Source organism: Caballeronia sp. LZ029 (genome assembly GCF_031451275.1).
In the GTDB taxonomy this organism is placed as follows: domain Bacteria; phylum Pseudomonadota; class Gammaproteobacteria; order Burkholderiales; family Burkholderiaceae; genus Caballeronia; species Caballeronia jiangsuensis.
The window spans coordinates 3082363-3095339 of the sequence record NZ_JARUXO010000001.1; the positions used below are offsets into that span (position 1 = coordinate 3082363).

A 12977-nucleotide genomic window follows, 5' to 3' on the forward strand; every position below is an offset into this window, starting at 1 on the left:
AGACAAATCAGGCGGAAGACGACTTGGCGATGACGCGCGCGGCGCCATTCACCGCGTCTTCGATCATCAGCGGTTCGAGCGCGTAGCCCGCCGCTCGCCATGCGGCGAGTCCGCCGAGCAGCGGCGCGACATCGGTGAAGCCATGCGCGACCAGATCCTTCGCGGCGAGCGCGGCCGAAACTTCGCTCGGGCAATCGCAGTAGGTCACGAGCTTGCGGTTGCGGGCGATGCCGGCGAGCTGCGTGGCGGCGTCGTCGTGGAGCAGCAGCGCGCCGGGAATCGCGAACGGGTCCATCGCGCGTCGTTCGCGGCGGCGCACGTCGATGACGAGCGGCGGCGGTTCGCCATCGAGCAGCCTGCGCAGCATCGCGATATCGATGCGCGCCATGCGCAGCCTGCGCAACAGCGACACGCGCTGCCACCAGCGCACGGCGAGATAGAGCGCGAGCGCGATGACCGCGAGCACGATCACGCCGCGCCCGAACAGGTCGAGCCATGCGAGCGCGCGATCGACGAGATCGGCGAAGATCGCGCCGAACGCGACGCCGATGCCGGACCACAGCAGCGCGCCGAGCGCATCGTAAAAGAGAAAGCTGCCAAAGCCGATGCCGGTCGCGCCCGCGACGGGGATCGCGAGCGTCGACAAGCCGGGAATGAATTTCGACAAGGCCAGAATGCGCACGCCGAAGCGCCCGAAGAAGTCGAGGCTGCGGTTCACGCAGGTATCGCGCGAGATCGAGACCTTGCACATGAAGGCAAGCACGCGGCTGCCGTAGCGGCGTCCGAGCCAGAACCAGAGCGTATCGCCGATGAGCGCGGCGATGCTCGCCGTGACGACGATCGCCGCGAGCGGCTCCCACGCACCCGACGCGAAGCCCGAAACCGCGCCCGATGCGAAGCTCGCGGAGACCGTGATCGCACCCGTCAAAACCAATGTGGGCAAGGCTGGGAGCGGGAGGCCGAGGCATTCGAGCAGAACGTTGGCAAAAACCAACGGCAGGCCGTATTCGATGATCAGCTCGCGTAGCATGGATCGGACCCAGTTGTTCTGCGCTGAAAAAACCGCCGGGAGCCCAAAAAATATAAGGGTAAATCTTTGAAACCCTTATCCTGATTGGGTTTGCGCTGCGCTATCATACCAAGCGCCGCGTATAGAGGCGGCGTGAAGGCGACGAAGTGGAGCAATGCCGGTGAGATGGCGCGTAACAACGCCGATTCGTCGGGCGGGCGCGCCAGAAGGCCGTCCCTACTCGACTGCACGGTTTGCGCACGTATAATCGGCGCGTTCGCGCTGTTCGTGTCAACCTAAACTGATAAAGGAACCTTAATGAACAAACAGGAATTGATCGACGCCGTAGCCGCTCAGACCGGCGCCAGCAAGGCTCAAACCGGCGAAACGCTGGACACGTTGCTCGAAGTGATCAAGAAGGCTGTCTCGAAAGGTGACGCAGTGCAGTTGATCGGCTTCGGCAGCTTCGGCTCGGGAAAGCGCGCAGCGCGCACCGGCCGCAATCCGAAGACTGGCGAGTCCATCAAGATTCCGGCCGCAAAGACGGTCAAGTTTACGGCTGGCAAGGCATTCAAGGACGCAGTGAACAAGCGGTAAGCTTCTTGCCGATTGTGCGGCTACTCAAAGTAGCCCGATATACATAACCCGCCATCGGCGGGTTTTTTTTCGGCTGTGCGTTTCGCTTTCGAACCGGTCACGCCTTCAGTGCCGATGATCGTCGCAATCGCAATCGGGACCATGATCGTGATCGTGATCGTGGTCATGCTCTTCGACTTCCCACGCGGGGAACGGATCGGCGAAGCGTTGCCAGCCATCGAGGCCGAGCGTCCATTCGTCGTCGGTCAGAAGGCATGCGTCGAACTTGTCCTGCCATGCGGTCCGATCGAGATGCTCGCCGATCAGCACCAGTTCCTGCCGACGGTCACCGATGCTGTTGTCATCCGGATCGCCATACCATTCCGCAACGATCTCCGCTTCGAGTTCGGGGTCGTCGGTCGGCCATTCGCTGCGATCTTGCGCCGCCCACCAAAGCCCCGCCGGACCATGCCGGACCGTGCCGCCCGCTTGCGATAACGAGCCGCCGACATCGCTGCGCGTCGCGAGCCAGAAGAAGCCTTTCGCGCGCAGCACGCCGGGCCATTCCTGATGCAGCAGGTTCCACAGGCGCTCGGGATGAAACGGCCGGCGCGCACGATACACGAAATGGCCGACGCCGGATGCATCGGGTTCGTCGCTCGCCGCATCGTCGCCGTTGAGAATCGCGAGCCAGCCGGGCGCGCTCGCGGTCGCATCGAAATCGAAACGGCCGGTGTTCAGCACATCGCCGGAAGGCACGTTGCCCGATTGCGCCCGCACCTGGAGCGCGCGCGGATTGAGGCCGTGAAGAATGCGCGCGATGCGTTCCACTTCGTCCGCGCTGGCGAGATCGATCTTGTTGATGACGATGACATCGCAGAACTCGATCTGTTCGATGAGCGTTTCGACGACTGTCTGATCGTCTTCGTCGTCGTGGCCTGCTTGCGCAAGACCGCGCTCGGCGAGCGAATCCGAAGAGGCATAGTCGCGCAGGAAGCTCGCGGCATCGATCACGGTGACGAAAGTGTCGAGATGCGCGCGGCCTGCGAGGGTCGCGTCGTCGTCATCGCCGAACGCGAGATGCTCGGCGATCGTCATGGGATGAGCGACGCCCGGCAACTCGACGACGATCGCATCGAAGCGTTGCTGTTCCGCAATCCATGTGATCGCGCTTTCGAGCGCTTCAATCGACCGGTCGCCGAGCGTCAGGACGAGGCAGCCGTTGGGCAGTTCGGTGGTTTCGCGATCCGCGGCGGACGCGGCCTTGCCGCATGTCACGGCGCCGATGCGGATGTCGTCGGCGTTGGCGAGCAGGGCATCGACGAGCGTGGTCTTACCCGCGCCGGTGAATCCCGATAGCACGGTAATGGGCAATGGCGTCTGGTTCATCGCAGTGGAAGCGTGACGGGGAATGGAGCGCGCGAGCGCGAGCCCGCGCTGCCGTCAGGACGACGGCGCGGGCGATCGAATAGGGGATTTTGCATCAAATGCGCGCGGGACGCGGCGCGCATGCGACGAGTGCGCCTGAGCTCAGCGCGTGGCCTGGAGCAGTTTCCAGCGCCGCAGGATCTCGATGATCTGTGCCGAGTACTTGTCGCGCAGCGCGGGTGTTTCGGAATGGTAAGCGCCGACTGCCTGCCACGAATTGCCGTACTTGTTCATTTTCTGGCGCAGATGCCAGGCCGCGACGTACACGCTCTTGCACGGTTCCATGAGCGTGCCGCTCGAAATGCCGTACTGCGCCAGTGTATTGAGATGGATCGAGTTGATCTGCATCAGCCCGTAGTCGGTCGAGCCATTGGCGTTCTTGTTGATGGCGTCGGGCTTGTTGTGCGATTCCTGCCATGCGATCGCGCGCAGGATGAGCGGATTGACCTTCTGATACTTCGCTGCTTCGTCGAAGCAGTCTGCGTGCGCGGAGGCGGCCGCTGTGAGCGGCACGCATATCGCAAGTAATCGCAGTGTTCTCTTCATCTTCCTTCTACTCCATCCGCACATGCGGAACGTCATGCCGCCGTTGCGGCGCCTTGGCGCCAACGCCAACAAATCAACGCCCGCGGCCGGACTGCATGGGGAAAACCCGCCCATTTTGCAACCGCCCGGAATGCGGAACCGACCGTATCATACCGGCTGACGAATCAGACCATAAGTTGGCTATCAGACATACGCCTCGCTGACCGACGGAAGTCCTCATACCCAAGAACGCCCCCGACCTGTCAATCGGACGTGTTCTAAATGTATGAATAATAAGACTTCTGGACGGGGTACAATTCGACTCCCGCGCGCATCGGCCGACCTTTGGAACCGCTCCAAGTACGGTCTATCGGCAAGTTATTCGAAAGCTTGAGAGCGCTGGTTGGTTTCGAACGAAACAGCAAGGGCAACCTGATATGGAACGAATTGGCACAATTTCGTTACATTATGCTGTTATCGTCATATTTTTTAAAATGATCGCGAGGGGATGGAACTATCCGTCCCGCGACGCGGTTGGCAGCGCTCTCGGCTGAGGAGCGGTGCTGCCTTAGCCGGCTCCCCAAGAGACCCGGCTCTGACATCACATTCATGAGAAGACAACCTATGGCACTGCGTCGTAACGCGACGGCACTGCTGGCGGCGGGACTTATCGTCGCGCAAGCCGCGCACGCGCAAGTGACGTTGAATTTCGTCAACGCGGACATCGACCAGGTCGCGAAAGCGATCGGCGCCGCTACCGGCAAAACGATCATCGTCGATCCCCGCGTGAAGGGGCAACTCAACCTGGTCTCGGAGAATTCGGTTCCCGAGGAGCAGGCGCTGAAGACGCTCCAGTCGTCGCTGCGCATGCAGGGCTTCGCGCTCGTGCAGGATCACGGCGTCCTGAAAGTCGTGCCCGAAGCCGACGCCAAGCTGCAGGGCGTGCCCACGTATGTCGGCAATACGCCGGCCGCGCGCGGCGATCAGGTGATCACGCAGGTCTTTCAGTTGCGTAACGAATCGGCGAACAATCTCTTGCCGGTGCTGCGCCCGCTGATCTCGCCGAACAACACCATCGCGGCGTATCCGGCGAACAACACGCTCGTCGTCACGGATTACGCCGACAACGTGCGCCGCATCGCGGGCATCATCGCGGGCGTCGATACGGCGGCGGGCCGTTCCGTCGATGTCGTGACGCTGAAGAATGCGAACGCCATCGACGTCGCCGAGCAGATGAACAAGCTGCTCGATCCCGGCGCGGTCGGCAGCACGGACGCCACGCTCAAAGTCACCGTCACGCCGGACGCGCGCACCAACTCGCTGATGTTCCGCGCATCCAGCGCCTCGCGCCTCGCCGCGGCGAAGCAACTCGCGCAGAAGCTCGATTCGCCCACCTCGCAGCCGGGCAACATGCACGTCGTGGCGCTGCGCAATGCCGACGCCACGCGCCTCGCCAAGACGCTGCGCGGAATGATGGGCAAGGGCAACAGCAATTCGGACAATACGTCGGGTTCCGGCTCGAACTCGAATTCGTTCGGCCAGAGCGGCAACGGACTCGGCAGTTCATCGATGTCCACCGGCACGTCCGGCACGCCGCCTCTGCCGGGCGGTCTCGGCGGCAGCACGGGCAGCAGCAACAATCCGATGTCGGGCGGCACCGGCAATCGCGATTCGAGCTTCTCGTCGAACAAGGACAACGAGTCCGGCAACGACCAGGGCGGCGGCATGATCCAGGCCGATGCCGCGACGAACTCGCTGATCATCACCGCGGCCGACCCGGTTTACCGGAACCTGCGCGCCGTGATCGACCAGCTCGACGCGCGCCGCGCGCAGGTGTATATCGAGGCGCTGATCGTCGAATTGTCCGCGACCTCGGGCGCGAACCTCGGCATTCAGTGGCAGGGCGCGTTGCTTTCCAACAGCGGCAACAACGCGCTTTACGGCAGCACGAGCTTCGGCCAGGGCAACACGAATATCGTCGATCTGACCTTGCAGGGCAACGCGATCGCGCAGAATCCGTCCGCGCTCACATCGGCGACGGGCCTGCTCGCGCAGGGCGTGAACATCGGGCTGCTGCACCGTTTCGGCAACCTGTTCGGTCTGGGCGGCCTGTTGCAGGCGCTGTCGACGTCGGCGGATGCGAACATCCTCTCGACGCCTAACCTGATCACGCTCGACAACGAGGAAGCGAAGATCGTCGTCGGCCAGAACGTGCCGGTCGTGACGGGCTCCTACGCGACGCCGACCGCGAACGCCGCGACCTCGGTCACCGCGTTCAACACCTTCGACCGGCGCGACGTCGGCGTGACGCTGCACGTGAAGCCGCAGATCACCGACGGCGGCGTGCTCAAGATGCAGATCTATCAGGAAGATTCGAGCGTCGATACCACGACGAAGAACGATCCGGGCGGCGTGACCATCAACACGCGCTCGGTGCAGTCGACCATCCTCGCGGATGACGGCGAGATCGTCGTGCTCGGCGGCCTGATGCAGGATCAGTACAACAATAACAACAGCAAGATTCCGCTGCTCGGCGACATTCCGTTCATCGGCAGCCTGTTCAGAAGCGAAAGCAAGACGCGCACGAAGACCAACCTCATGGTGTTTCTGCGCCCGGTGATCGTGCGCGATCAGGCGACCTCCACGCAGATCGCCAACACGCGCTACGACTATCTGCGTCAGCAGCAGTACGGCTCGACGACGGACAACCGTCTCATCAAGGATCAGAATGTGCCGGTGATGCCGCCGAAGCCGCTCGGTCCGAGCGAGGGCGGCGGCGCGCCGGCCCAGAATCTGCTGGACTGGAGCAACACGACGCGCGGCCCCGGACCGAGCACGACGCTGCCGCAGAATCCGGACGCAGGTCCGGCGCCGCAGCCGATGCAGTCCGCGCCGCAATCGACGATGCCGCCGCAGAGCTATCCGCTTCCCGCGAACGGCGCGACCAACGTGATGCCGGGCAACGCGGCGACCAACACCCTGCCGGGTAACGCCGCGACGAACGGCCAACAGGGAGTCCGGCCGTGAGCACGGTCAACGGTGCAGTCGAGAGCGCGAGCAGCGCGGCGTCGCCGCTGGCGGCTCGGCTCGTGCCCTACGGCTTCGCGCGCAGCGGGCAGATTCTGCTCGCGCACCAGCACGCGGACAGCATCGAGGTATGGATCAGCGAGCGCACCACCGACGCGGCGCTCGCCGAAGTCGCGCGCAATTTCGGCGCGCTGTCGATCGTGCGCAAGCCCGCCGCCGAACTCGCCGCGGCGATCAATTCGGCCTACGCGCGCAACGACGGCAGCGCGGCGCAAGTGGTCGGCGAAGTGGAAGGCGAAGTCGATCTGTCGCGCCTGATGCAGGACATTCCCGAAGTCGAGGATCTGCTCGAATCGGAAGATGACGCGCCGATCATCCGCATGATCAACGCGCTGCTCACGCAGGCGGCGCGCGAGCAGGCATCGGATATTCATATCGAGCCGTTCGAGAACGCGTCGGTCGTGCGCTTTCGCGTCGATGGCACGTTGCGCGATGTCGTGCGCCCGAAGAAAGCGCTGCACGGCGCGCTGATCTCGCGTATCAAGATCATGGCGCAGCTCGACATCGCCGAAAAACGCCTGCCGCAGGATGGCCGTATCACGTTGCGCGTGGGCGGACGTCCGGTCGACGTGCGCGTTTCCACGCTGCCGACCGGCCACGGCGAGCGCGCGGTGCTGCGTCTCCTGGAAAAGGACGCGCAGCGTCTGAATCTCGAAACGCTCGGCATGGCGCGCGACACGCTCGTCCACTTCGACAAGCTGATCGGCCGTCCGCACGGCATCGTGCTCGTGACGGGTCCGACCGGCTCTGGCAAGACGACCACGCTCTATGCGTCGATGTCGCGTCTGGAAACCACGACCACCAACATCATGACGGTGGAAGACCCGATCGAATACGACTTGTCGGGGATCGGGCAGACGCAGGTGAACGAGCGCATCGGCATGACGTTCGCGCGCGCGTTGCGCTCGATTCTTCGTCAGGATCCGGACATCATCATGATCGGTGAAATCCGCGATCTCGAAACCGCGCAGATCGCGGTGCAGGCATCGCTCACAGGTCACCTGGTGCTCGCGACGCTGCACACGAACGATGCTGCATCCGCCGTCACGCGTCTCACCGACATGGGCGTGGAGCCGTATCTGCTCGCGTCGTCGCTGCTCGGCGTGCTCGCGCAGCGTCTCCTGCGCCAGCTCTGCCCGGTGTGCAAGGAAGAGCGCGTCGAGGAAGACGGCACGAAGCGTTACCATCCGGTCGGCTGCGAGCGATGCGGCCAGTCGGGTTATGTCGGCCGTCGCGGTGTCTATGAACTGCTTCTGATCGACGACGCGATCCGCCCGCTCATCCATCGCAACGCGGCGGATGCCGAGATTCTCGACGCGGGCCGCAAGCAAGGCATGCGCACGCTGCGCGAGGACGGCGAGCGCTGGCTCGCGGCGGGCGTGACGTCGCTGGAAGAAGTGCTGCGCGTGACGGGCGGAGAGTAAACGTATGCCGGCTTTTCGTTTCGAAGCGATCGACCACGCGGGCAAGACGCAAAAAGGCGTGCTCGATGCCGACAGCGCCCGCGCCGCGCGCAGCCAGTTGCGCACGCAAGGGCTGACACCGCTCGTCGTCGAGGCGGCGGGCACGCGCACGCGCGGCGAGCGTCAGCAGCGGCTGTCGCTCGGGCGGCGTCTGTCGCAGCGCGAGCAGGCGATTCTCACGCGCCAGCTCGCGAGTCTTTTGATCGCGGGTCTGCCGCTCGGCGAAACGCTCGCGGTGCTGACGGAGCAGTCCGAACGCGATTACATCCGCGAACTGATGGCCGCGATCCGCGCCGAAGTGCTCGGCGGCCATTCCTTCGCCAACGCGCTCGCGCAGCATCCGAAGGACTTTCCGGAGATCTATCGCGCGCTCGTCGCGGCGGGCGAGCATACCGGCAAGCTCGGCCTCGTGCTGTCGCGTCTCGCCGATTACATCGAACAACGTAACGCGCTGAAGCAGAAGATCATTCTGGCGTTCACGTATCCGGGCATCGTGACGCTCATCGCGTTCGGTATCGTCACGTTCCTGCTGAGCTATGTCGTGCCGCAGGTCGTGAACGTGTTCGCGAGCACGAAGCAGGCGCTGCCTTTCCTGACCGTCATGATGATGGCGCTGTCTTCCTTCGTCCGGAGTTACTGGTGGGCGATGCTGATCGGCGTCGTGATTTTCGCGTGGCTCGTGAAGACCATTCTCGCGCGGCCCGGACCGCGCATGTCGTTCGACCGGTGGCTGCTCGGCGCGCCGCTCATCGGCAAGCTGGTGCGCGGCTACAACACGGTGCGCTTCGCCAGCACGCTCGCGATCCTGACCGCCGCCGGCGTGCCGATCCTGCGCGCGCTTCAGGCTGCCGGCGAAACTCTCAGCAACACGGCGATGCGCGAGAACGTCGACGACGCGATCGTGCGCGTGCGCGAAGGTTCGTCGCTGTCGCGCGCGCTCGGCAACACGAAGACGTTTCCGCCCGTGCTGGTTCACCTGATCCGCTCGGGCGAAGCGACCGGCGACGTCACCACGATGCTCGACCGTGCCTCCGAAGGCGAAGCGCGCGAACTCGAACGGCGCACGATGTTCCTCACGAGCCTGCTCGAACCGCTGCTGATTCTCGCGATGGGCGGCGTGGTGCTGGTGATCGTGCTCGCGGTGATGTTGCCGATCATCGAACTGAATAATCTGGTGCAGTGATGAACGCCCTTCAAACTCGTTTACTGACGCTCGCCGCGCTCGCGCTCTTTTGCGTGACGGTGACGTACTGGGTCGTCACGCTGACCGCGCGGCAGACCGCGCCGCTGCCCGCCGCGGCCGCGACGCGCACGCCGTCGGTGGAACAGGCCGCGACCATTTTCGGCGGACGGCTGGAGCGTCAGGCCAATTCGGACGTGCATCTGTTCGGCATTCTCGCGTTGCAGGGCGGCGCGGCGGCCATCGTGAGCTACGGCGGCGAAGCGGCGAAGGCCGTGTCGCTGGGCGGGCCGCTCACGCAGGGCGTGAAGCTCTCGGAAGTGCGCGCGCGTTCGATCATCATCGAGCGCAACGGCGTGAAGTCGGAGATCTTCCTGCCGCAGAATCCGCCCGGACCGACGATCTGGGTGCGCTGAACGTGACGCGATGCCTCGCTCGTGCATGAAGCACGCGACGAAAGCGGATCGATAGAATGACCGGCGGCTTCCGAAAGACAGGAAGCCGCGCGATTTTTCCAATCATCACCGGGCATAAGGCCCGGAAACGATATTTTCAATTCAAGAGGTAGCAGTCATGCAATTGTGGACACAACGCCGCATGCGAATTCAACAGGCTCAGGCGCAGGGACGCCGTCAGCGCGGTTTCACGCTGATCGAAATCATGGTCGTGATCGCGATTCTCGGCATTCTCGCCGCGCTGATCGTGCCGAAGATCATGAGCCGCCCGGACGAGGCGCGTCGCGTCGCCGCGAAGCAGGACATCGGCACCATCATGCAGGCGATGAAGCTGTATCGCCTCGATAACGGCCGCTATCCGACGCAGGAGCAGGGTCTGCGCGCGCTGGTCGAAAAGCCGACGACCGAGCCGGTGCCGAACAACTGGAAGGACGGCGGCTATCTCGAACGCCTGCCGGCGGATCCGTGGGGCGCGCAGTATCAATATCTGAATCCGGGCGTGCACGGCGAAGTCGACGTGTTCAGCTACGGCGCGGACAACAAGGCGGGCGGCGAAGGCAACGATGCCGATGTCGGCTCGTGGCAATGATCGTCGCACGATAGACGAAGGACAGCGGCGTGAACAGGCACCGACATACGCGACGCAACGCGGGCTTCACGCTGCTCGAAATGCTCGTCGTGCTGGTGATCGCGGGTTTGCTGGTGTCGCTCGCGTCGCTGCAACTGACGCGCAACCCGCGCACCGATCTCAACGAGGAAGCGCAACGTCTCGCGCTGCTGTTCGAATCGGCGGGCGACGAGGCGCAGGTGCGCGCGCGGCCGATCGCGTGGCAGCCGCTCGACGGCGGCTTTCGCTTCGACATCCGCACGGAAGACGGCTGGCGGCCGCTGCGCGACGATCTCCTGCGCCAGCGCCGCTGGGAAGGCGGCGTGACCGGCGTGTCGATCCAGTTCCTCGACTCGGACAAAACGGTGAGCCGGCTCGTGTTCGGCACCGAAGCCATCGACGCGCCGATGGAAATCACGCTGTTTTCGGCCGTGGGGCGCGTGACCATCGTCGGGAGCGGCAACGGCCGCTATCAGGTGCGGTGATGCGTGATCGTCGACATCAGCGCGGCTTCACGATGATCGAAGTGCTCGTCGCACTGGCGATCATCGCGGTGGCGCTCGCCGCATCGGTGCGCGCGGTCGGCTCGCTCGCGACGGGCGAAGCGGACCTGCATCGGCGGCTGCTCGCGGGTTGGAGCGCGGACAACGAACTCGCGCAACTGCGGCTCTCGCATCAGTTTCCGCCGATCGGCTCGCGCACCTTCGACTGCTCGCAGGGCAATCTGAAGCTCGTCTGCACGCAGCGCGTGAGTCAGACGCCGAACCCGATTTTCCGGCGCGTCGAGATGTTCGTCTCGACGCCGGGCCGTTCCGGCAATCTGGCGCAAATGGTCACGGTGGTGGCGAATGAAACGAACCGCTCGCTCTGACCGCCGCGCTAGGCAGCGCGGCTTCACGCTGCTGGAGATGCTGATCGCCATCGCGATTCTCGCGGTGCTCGCGGTGTTGTCGTGGCGCGGGCTCGACTCGGTGATCCGCGGCCGCGCGACCATCGAGAACGCGATGCAAGACGAGCGCGTCGTCGCGCAGTTGTTCGACCAGATGCGCATCGACGCGCGCCAGGCCGCCACCGACGACGAGGCCGGCCAGCCCGCCGTGCAGGTCGGCAACGGCTCGCTGCAGATCGTGCGCGGCGTGTTCGCGCCGGGCACGCCGCCGCGGCTTCAGGTGGTGCGCTATCGGCTGTCGAACGGGCGCATCGTGCGCTTTGCGTCGCCGCCGCTTTCGAATGTCGGCGAAGTGCGGCGCGCGTTGTCGTCGGGCGATACCGGCGACGGCTGGAGCTCGATTCCGCTGATGGGCGGCGTGGCCTCGCTCGCGACGCGCGTCTATATCCCGGAAAAAGGCTGGTCCACGCGCATGAGCGACGTGCTCGCGCAGATCAACCAGAACGACAACAACCTGAAGGTGCCGCAACTCGGCAACGCGCCGCTCGCGCGTGCGGTGTCGGGCATTCAGATCGCGGTCGGCGCGCGCACGCTCGCGACGCCGCTCACGCGCGTGTTTCTGGTCGGAGAATGAGCATGCGCGCTCCGAACCCGAAGAGGCAACGCGGCGTCGCGATCATCAGCGCGCTTCTCGTGGTATCGCTCGCGGCGATTCTCGTGTCGGGCATGCTGTGGCGTCAGCAGGTGCAGATTCGCCGTATCGAGAATCAGCGGCTGCTCGCGCAGGCGCAGTGGATTTCGCGCAGCGCGCTCGACTGGACGCGCCTCATCCTGCGCTCGGAAGCCGATACCTCGCCGACGGTCACGTATCTCGGCGGCGTGTGGGGCGTGCCGATCGCGAAGACGAAGCTGTCGGATTTCCTCGGGCAGATCGGCGAAGTGCGGGCGCAGCAAGGCGCATCGACGTATCTGTCCGGCTCGATCGAGGACGCGCAGGCGAAGTTCAACCTGCGCAATCTGGTCTCGACGCCGACGCCCGGCGTGCTGACCATCAACGTCGCGCAGATTCAGGCGTTCCAGCGGCTGCTCACGATGCTCGGCATCAACGGCTCGCTCGCGAAGACCGTCGCATTGCAGATGCGCGCGGGCCTCGCGCGTTCCGCGACGCGCTTTCAGACGCAGACGGGCGCGAGCGCGACCATGGCGACCGGCGCGAACAACGAAGCGACGACGCTCGCGGCGATCGCGCAGGGCGGCGGCACGGGTGGCGGCAATTTCACCGACGATCCCGGCCTGAAGGACGCGGACAGCAACGCGCCCGTCGCGCCCTTGCAGATGATCACCGTCGATTCGCTGCTCGATGTGCCGGGCTTTTCGCCCGAAGCGGTCACGAAGTTGCGCCCGTTCGTCACCGTCCTGCCGACGACGACCGCCGTGAACATGAACACCGCGCCCGCCGAAGTGATCGCGGCCGTCGTGCCGGGGATGAATCTGTCGCAGGCGCAGGCGTTCGTCGCGCGCCGGGAGACGGTGTTCTTCCACGATGTCGGCAACGTGCAGCTCGCGCTGACCGGCGCGGGCGTCAAAACGGTGACGATCGATCCGAACGAGATGGACGTCACCACGAAGTATTTCGTGATCCGCGGAAGCGTCGAACATGAGCGCGCGCAACTGGAGCGCACGACGCTCGTGTATCGCGATCCGACGACGCATACGACGCGCATCGTCTACACGCGCGACGCGCAGTGAAGACGTGCC

The 12977-nt window shown here is 64.6% G+C and carries 13 protein-coding genes; 10 read left to right on the top strand and 3 right to left on the bottom strand.

Features of this window, described 5'->3' with window-relative positions; translation table 11 throughout:
- Positions 1–7 precede the first annotated feature (7 nt).
- Entirely contained in the window at positions 8–1030 is a 1023-nt protein-coding gene (locus QCE73_RS14515) for a VTT domain-containing protein (RefSeq protein WP_035499406.1), read from the bottom strand.
- 297 nt (positions 1031–1327) lie between these two features.
- Between QCE73_RS14515 and QCE73_RS14520 the strand changes: the two genes are divergently transcribed.
- Complete coding sequence (locus QCE73_RS14520; RefSeq protein ID WP_008352404.1) at positions 1328–1606, top strand: HU family DNA-binding protein; 279 nt, start codon at positions 1328–1330, stop codon at positions 1604–1606.
- A 105-nt stretch (positions 1607–1711) separates the two neighbouring features.
- Here QCE73_RS14520 and QCE73_RS14525 read toward each other — a convergent pair whose 3' ends face one another.
- Both QCE73_RS14525 and QCE73_RS14530 read right to left on the bottom strand, forming a co-directional pair.
- Positions 1712–2974 carry a GTP-binding protein gene (locus tag QCE73_RS14525; RefSeq protein ID WP_309881788.1) on the bottom strand — a complete coding sequence of 421 codons (1263 nt, stop codon included), beginning with the start codon at positions 2972–2974 and terminating at the stop codon, positions 1712–1714.
- Positions 2975–3115: 141 nt separating this feature from the next.
- On the bottom strand, positions 3116–3559 hold the full coding sequence (locus tag QCE73_RS14530) for a lytic transglycosylase domain-containing protein (protein WP_035499410.1): 444 nt from the start codon (positions 3557–3559) through the stop codon (positions 3116–3118).
- Between the two features lie 603 nt (positions 3560–4162).
- On the opposite strand from QCE73_RS14530, the gene gspD reads away from it, so the two are divergent.
- The 9 genes from gspD (at position 4163) to gspK (ending at position 12968) form a co-directional block, all read left to right on the top strand.
- A complete protein-coding gene (gspD, locus tag QCE73_RS14535) occupies positions 4163–6565 on the top strand; it encodes a type II secretion system secretin GspD (protein WP_309881789.1) in 2403 nt (800 codons plus the stop codon).
- Positions 6562–8049: a type II secretion system ATPase GspE gene (gene gspE, locus QCE73_RS14540; protein ID WP_309881790.1), complete on the top strand. Its 1488-nt coding sequence runs from the start codon at positions 6562–6564 to the stop codon at positions 8047–8049. Before gspD ends, gspE begins: the two co-directional genes overlap by 4 nt.
- Positions 8050–8053: 4 nt before the next feature.
- A complete protein-coding gene (gene gspF / locus QCE73_RS14545) occupies positions 8054–9271 on the top strand; it encodes a type II secretion system inner membrane protein GspF (RefSeq protein WP_035499414.1) in 1218 nt (405 codons plus the stop codon).
- Positions 9271–9684 (top strand): general secretion pathway protein GspC, encoded by a 414-nt coding sequence (locus QCE73_RS14550; RefSeq protein WP_187608113.1) that lies wholly within the window; start codon positions 9271–9273, stop codon positions 9682–9684. The genes gspF and QCE73_RS14550 overlap by 1 nt, the downstream gene beginning before the upstream one ends.
- A gap of 157 nt (positions 9685–9841) precedes the next feature.
- A complete protein-coding gene (gene gspG, locus QCE73_RS14555) occupies positions 9842–10312 on the top strand; it encodes a type II secretion system major pseudopilin GspG (RefSeq protein ID WP_035499417.1) in 471 nt (156 codons plus the stop codon).
- Between the two features lie 29 nt (positions 10313–10341).
- Positions 10342–10815, top strand: coding sequence for a GspH/FimT family pseudopilin (locus tag QCE73_RS14560; RefSeq protein ID WP_035499420.1), 474 nt, complete (start codon positions 10342–10344; stop codon positions 10813–10815).
- Positions 10815–11201 (top strand): type II secretion system minor pseudopilin GspI, encoded by a 387-nt coding sequence (gene gspI, locus QCE73_RS14565; protein ID WP_309881793.1) that lies wholly within the window; start codon positions 10815–10817, stop codon positions 11199–11201. Before QCE73_RS14560 ends, gspI begins: the two co-directional genes overlap by 1 nt.
- Positions 11179–11853, top strand: coding sequence for a prepilin-type N-terminal cleavage/methylation domain-containing protein (locus QCE73_RS14570; protein ID WP_309881794.1), 675 nt, complete (start codon positions 11179–11181; stop codon positions 11851–11853). The genes gspI and QCE73_RS14570 overlap by 23 nt, the downstream gene beginning before the upstream one ends.
- A complete protein-coding gene (gene gspK, locus QCE73_RS14575; protein ID WP_309881795.1) occupies positions 11850–12968 on the top strand; it encodes a type II secretion system minor pseudopilin GspK in 1119 nt (372 codons plus the stop codon). Before QCE73_RS14570 ends, gspK begins: the two co-directional genes overlap by 4 nt.
- Positions 12969–12977 lie beyond the last annotated feature (9 nt).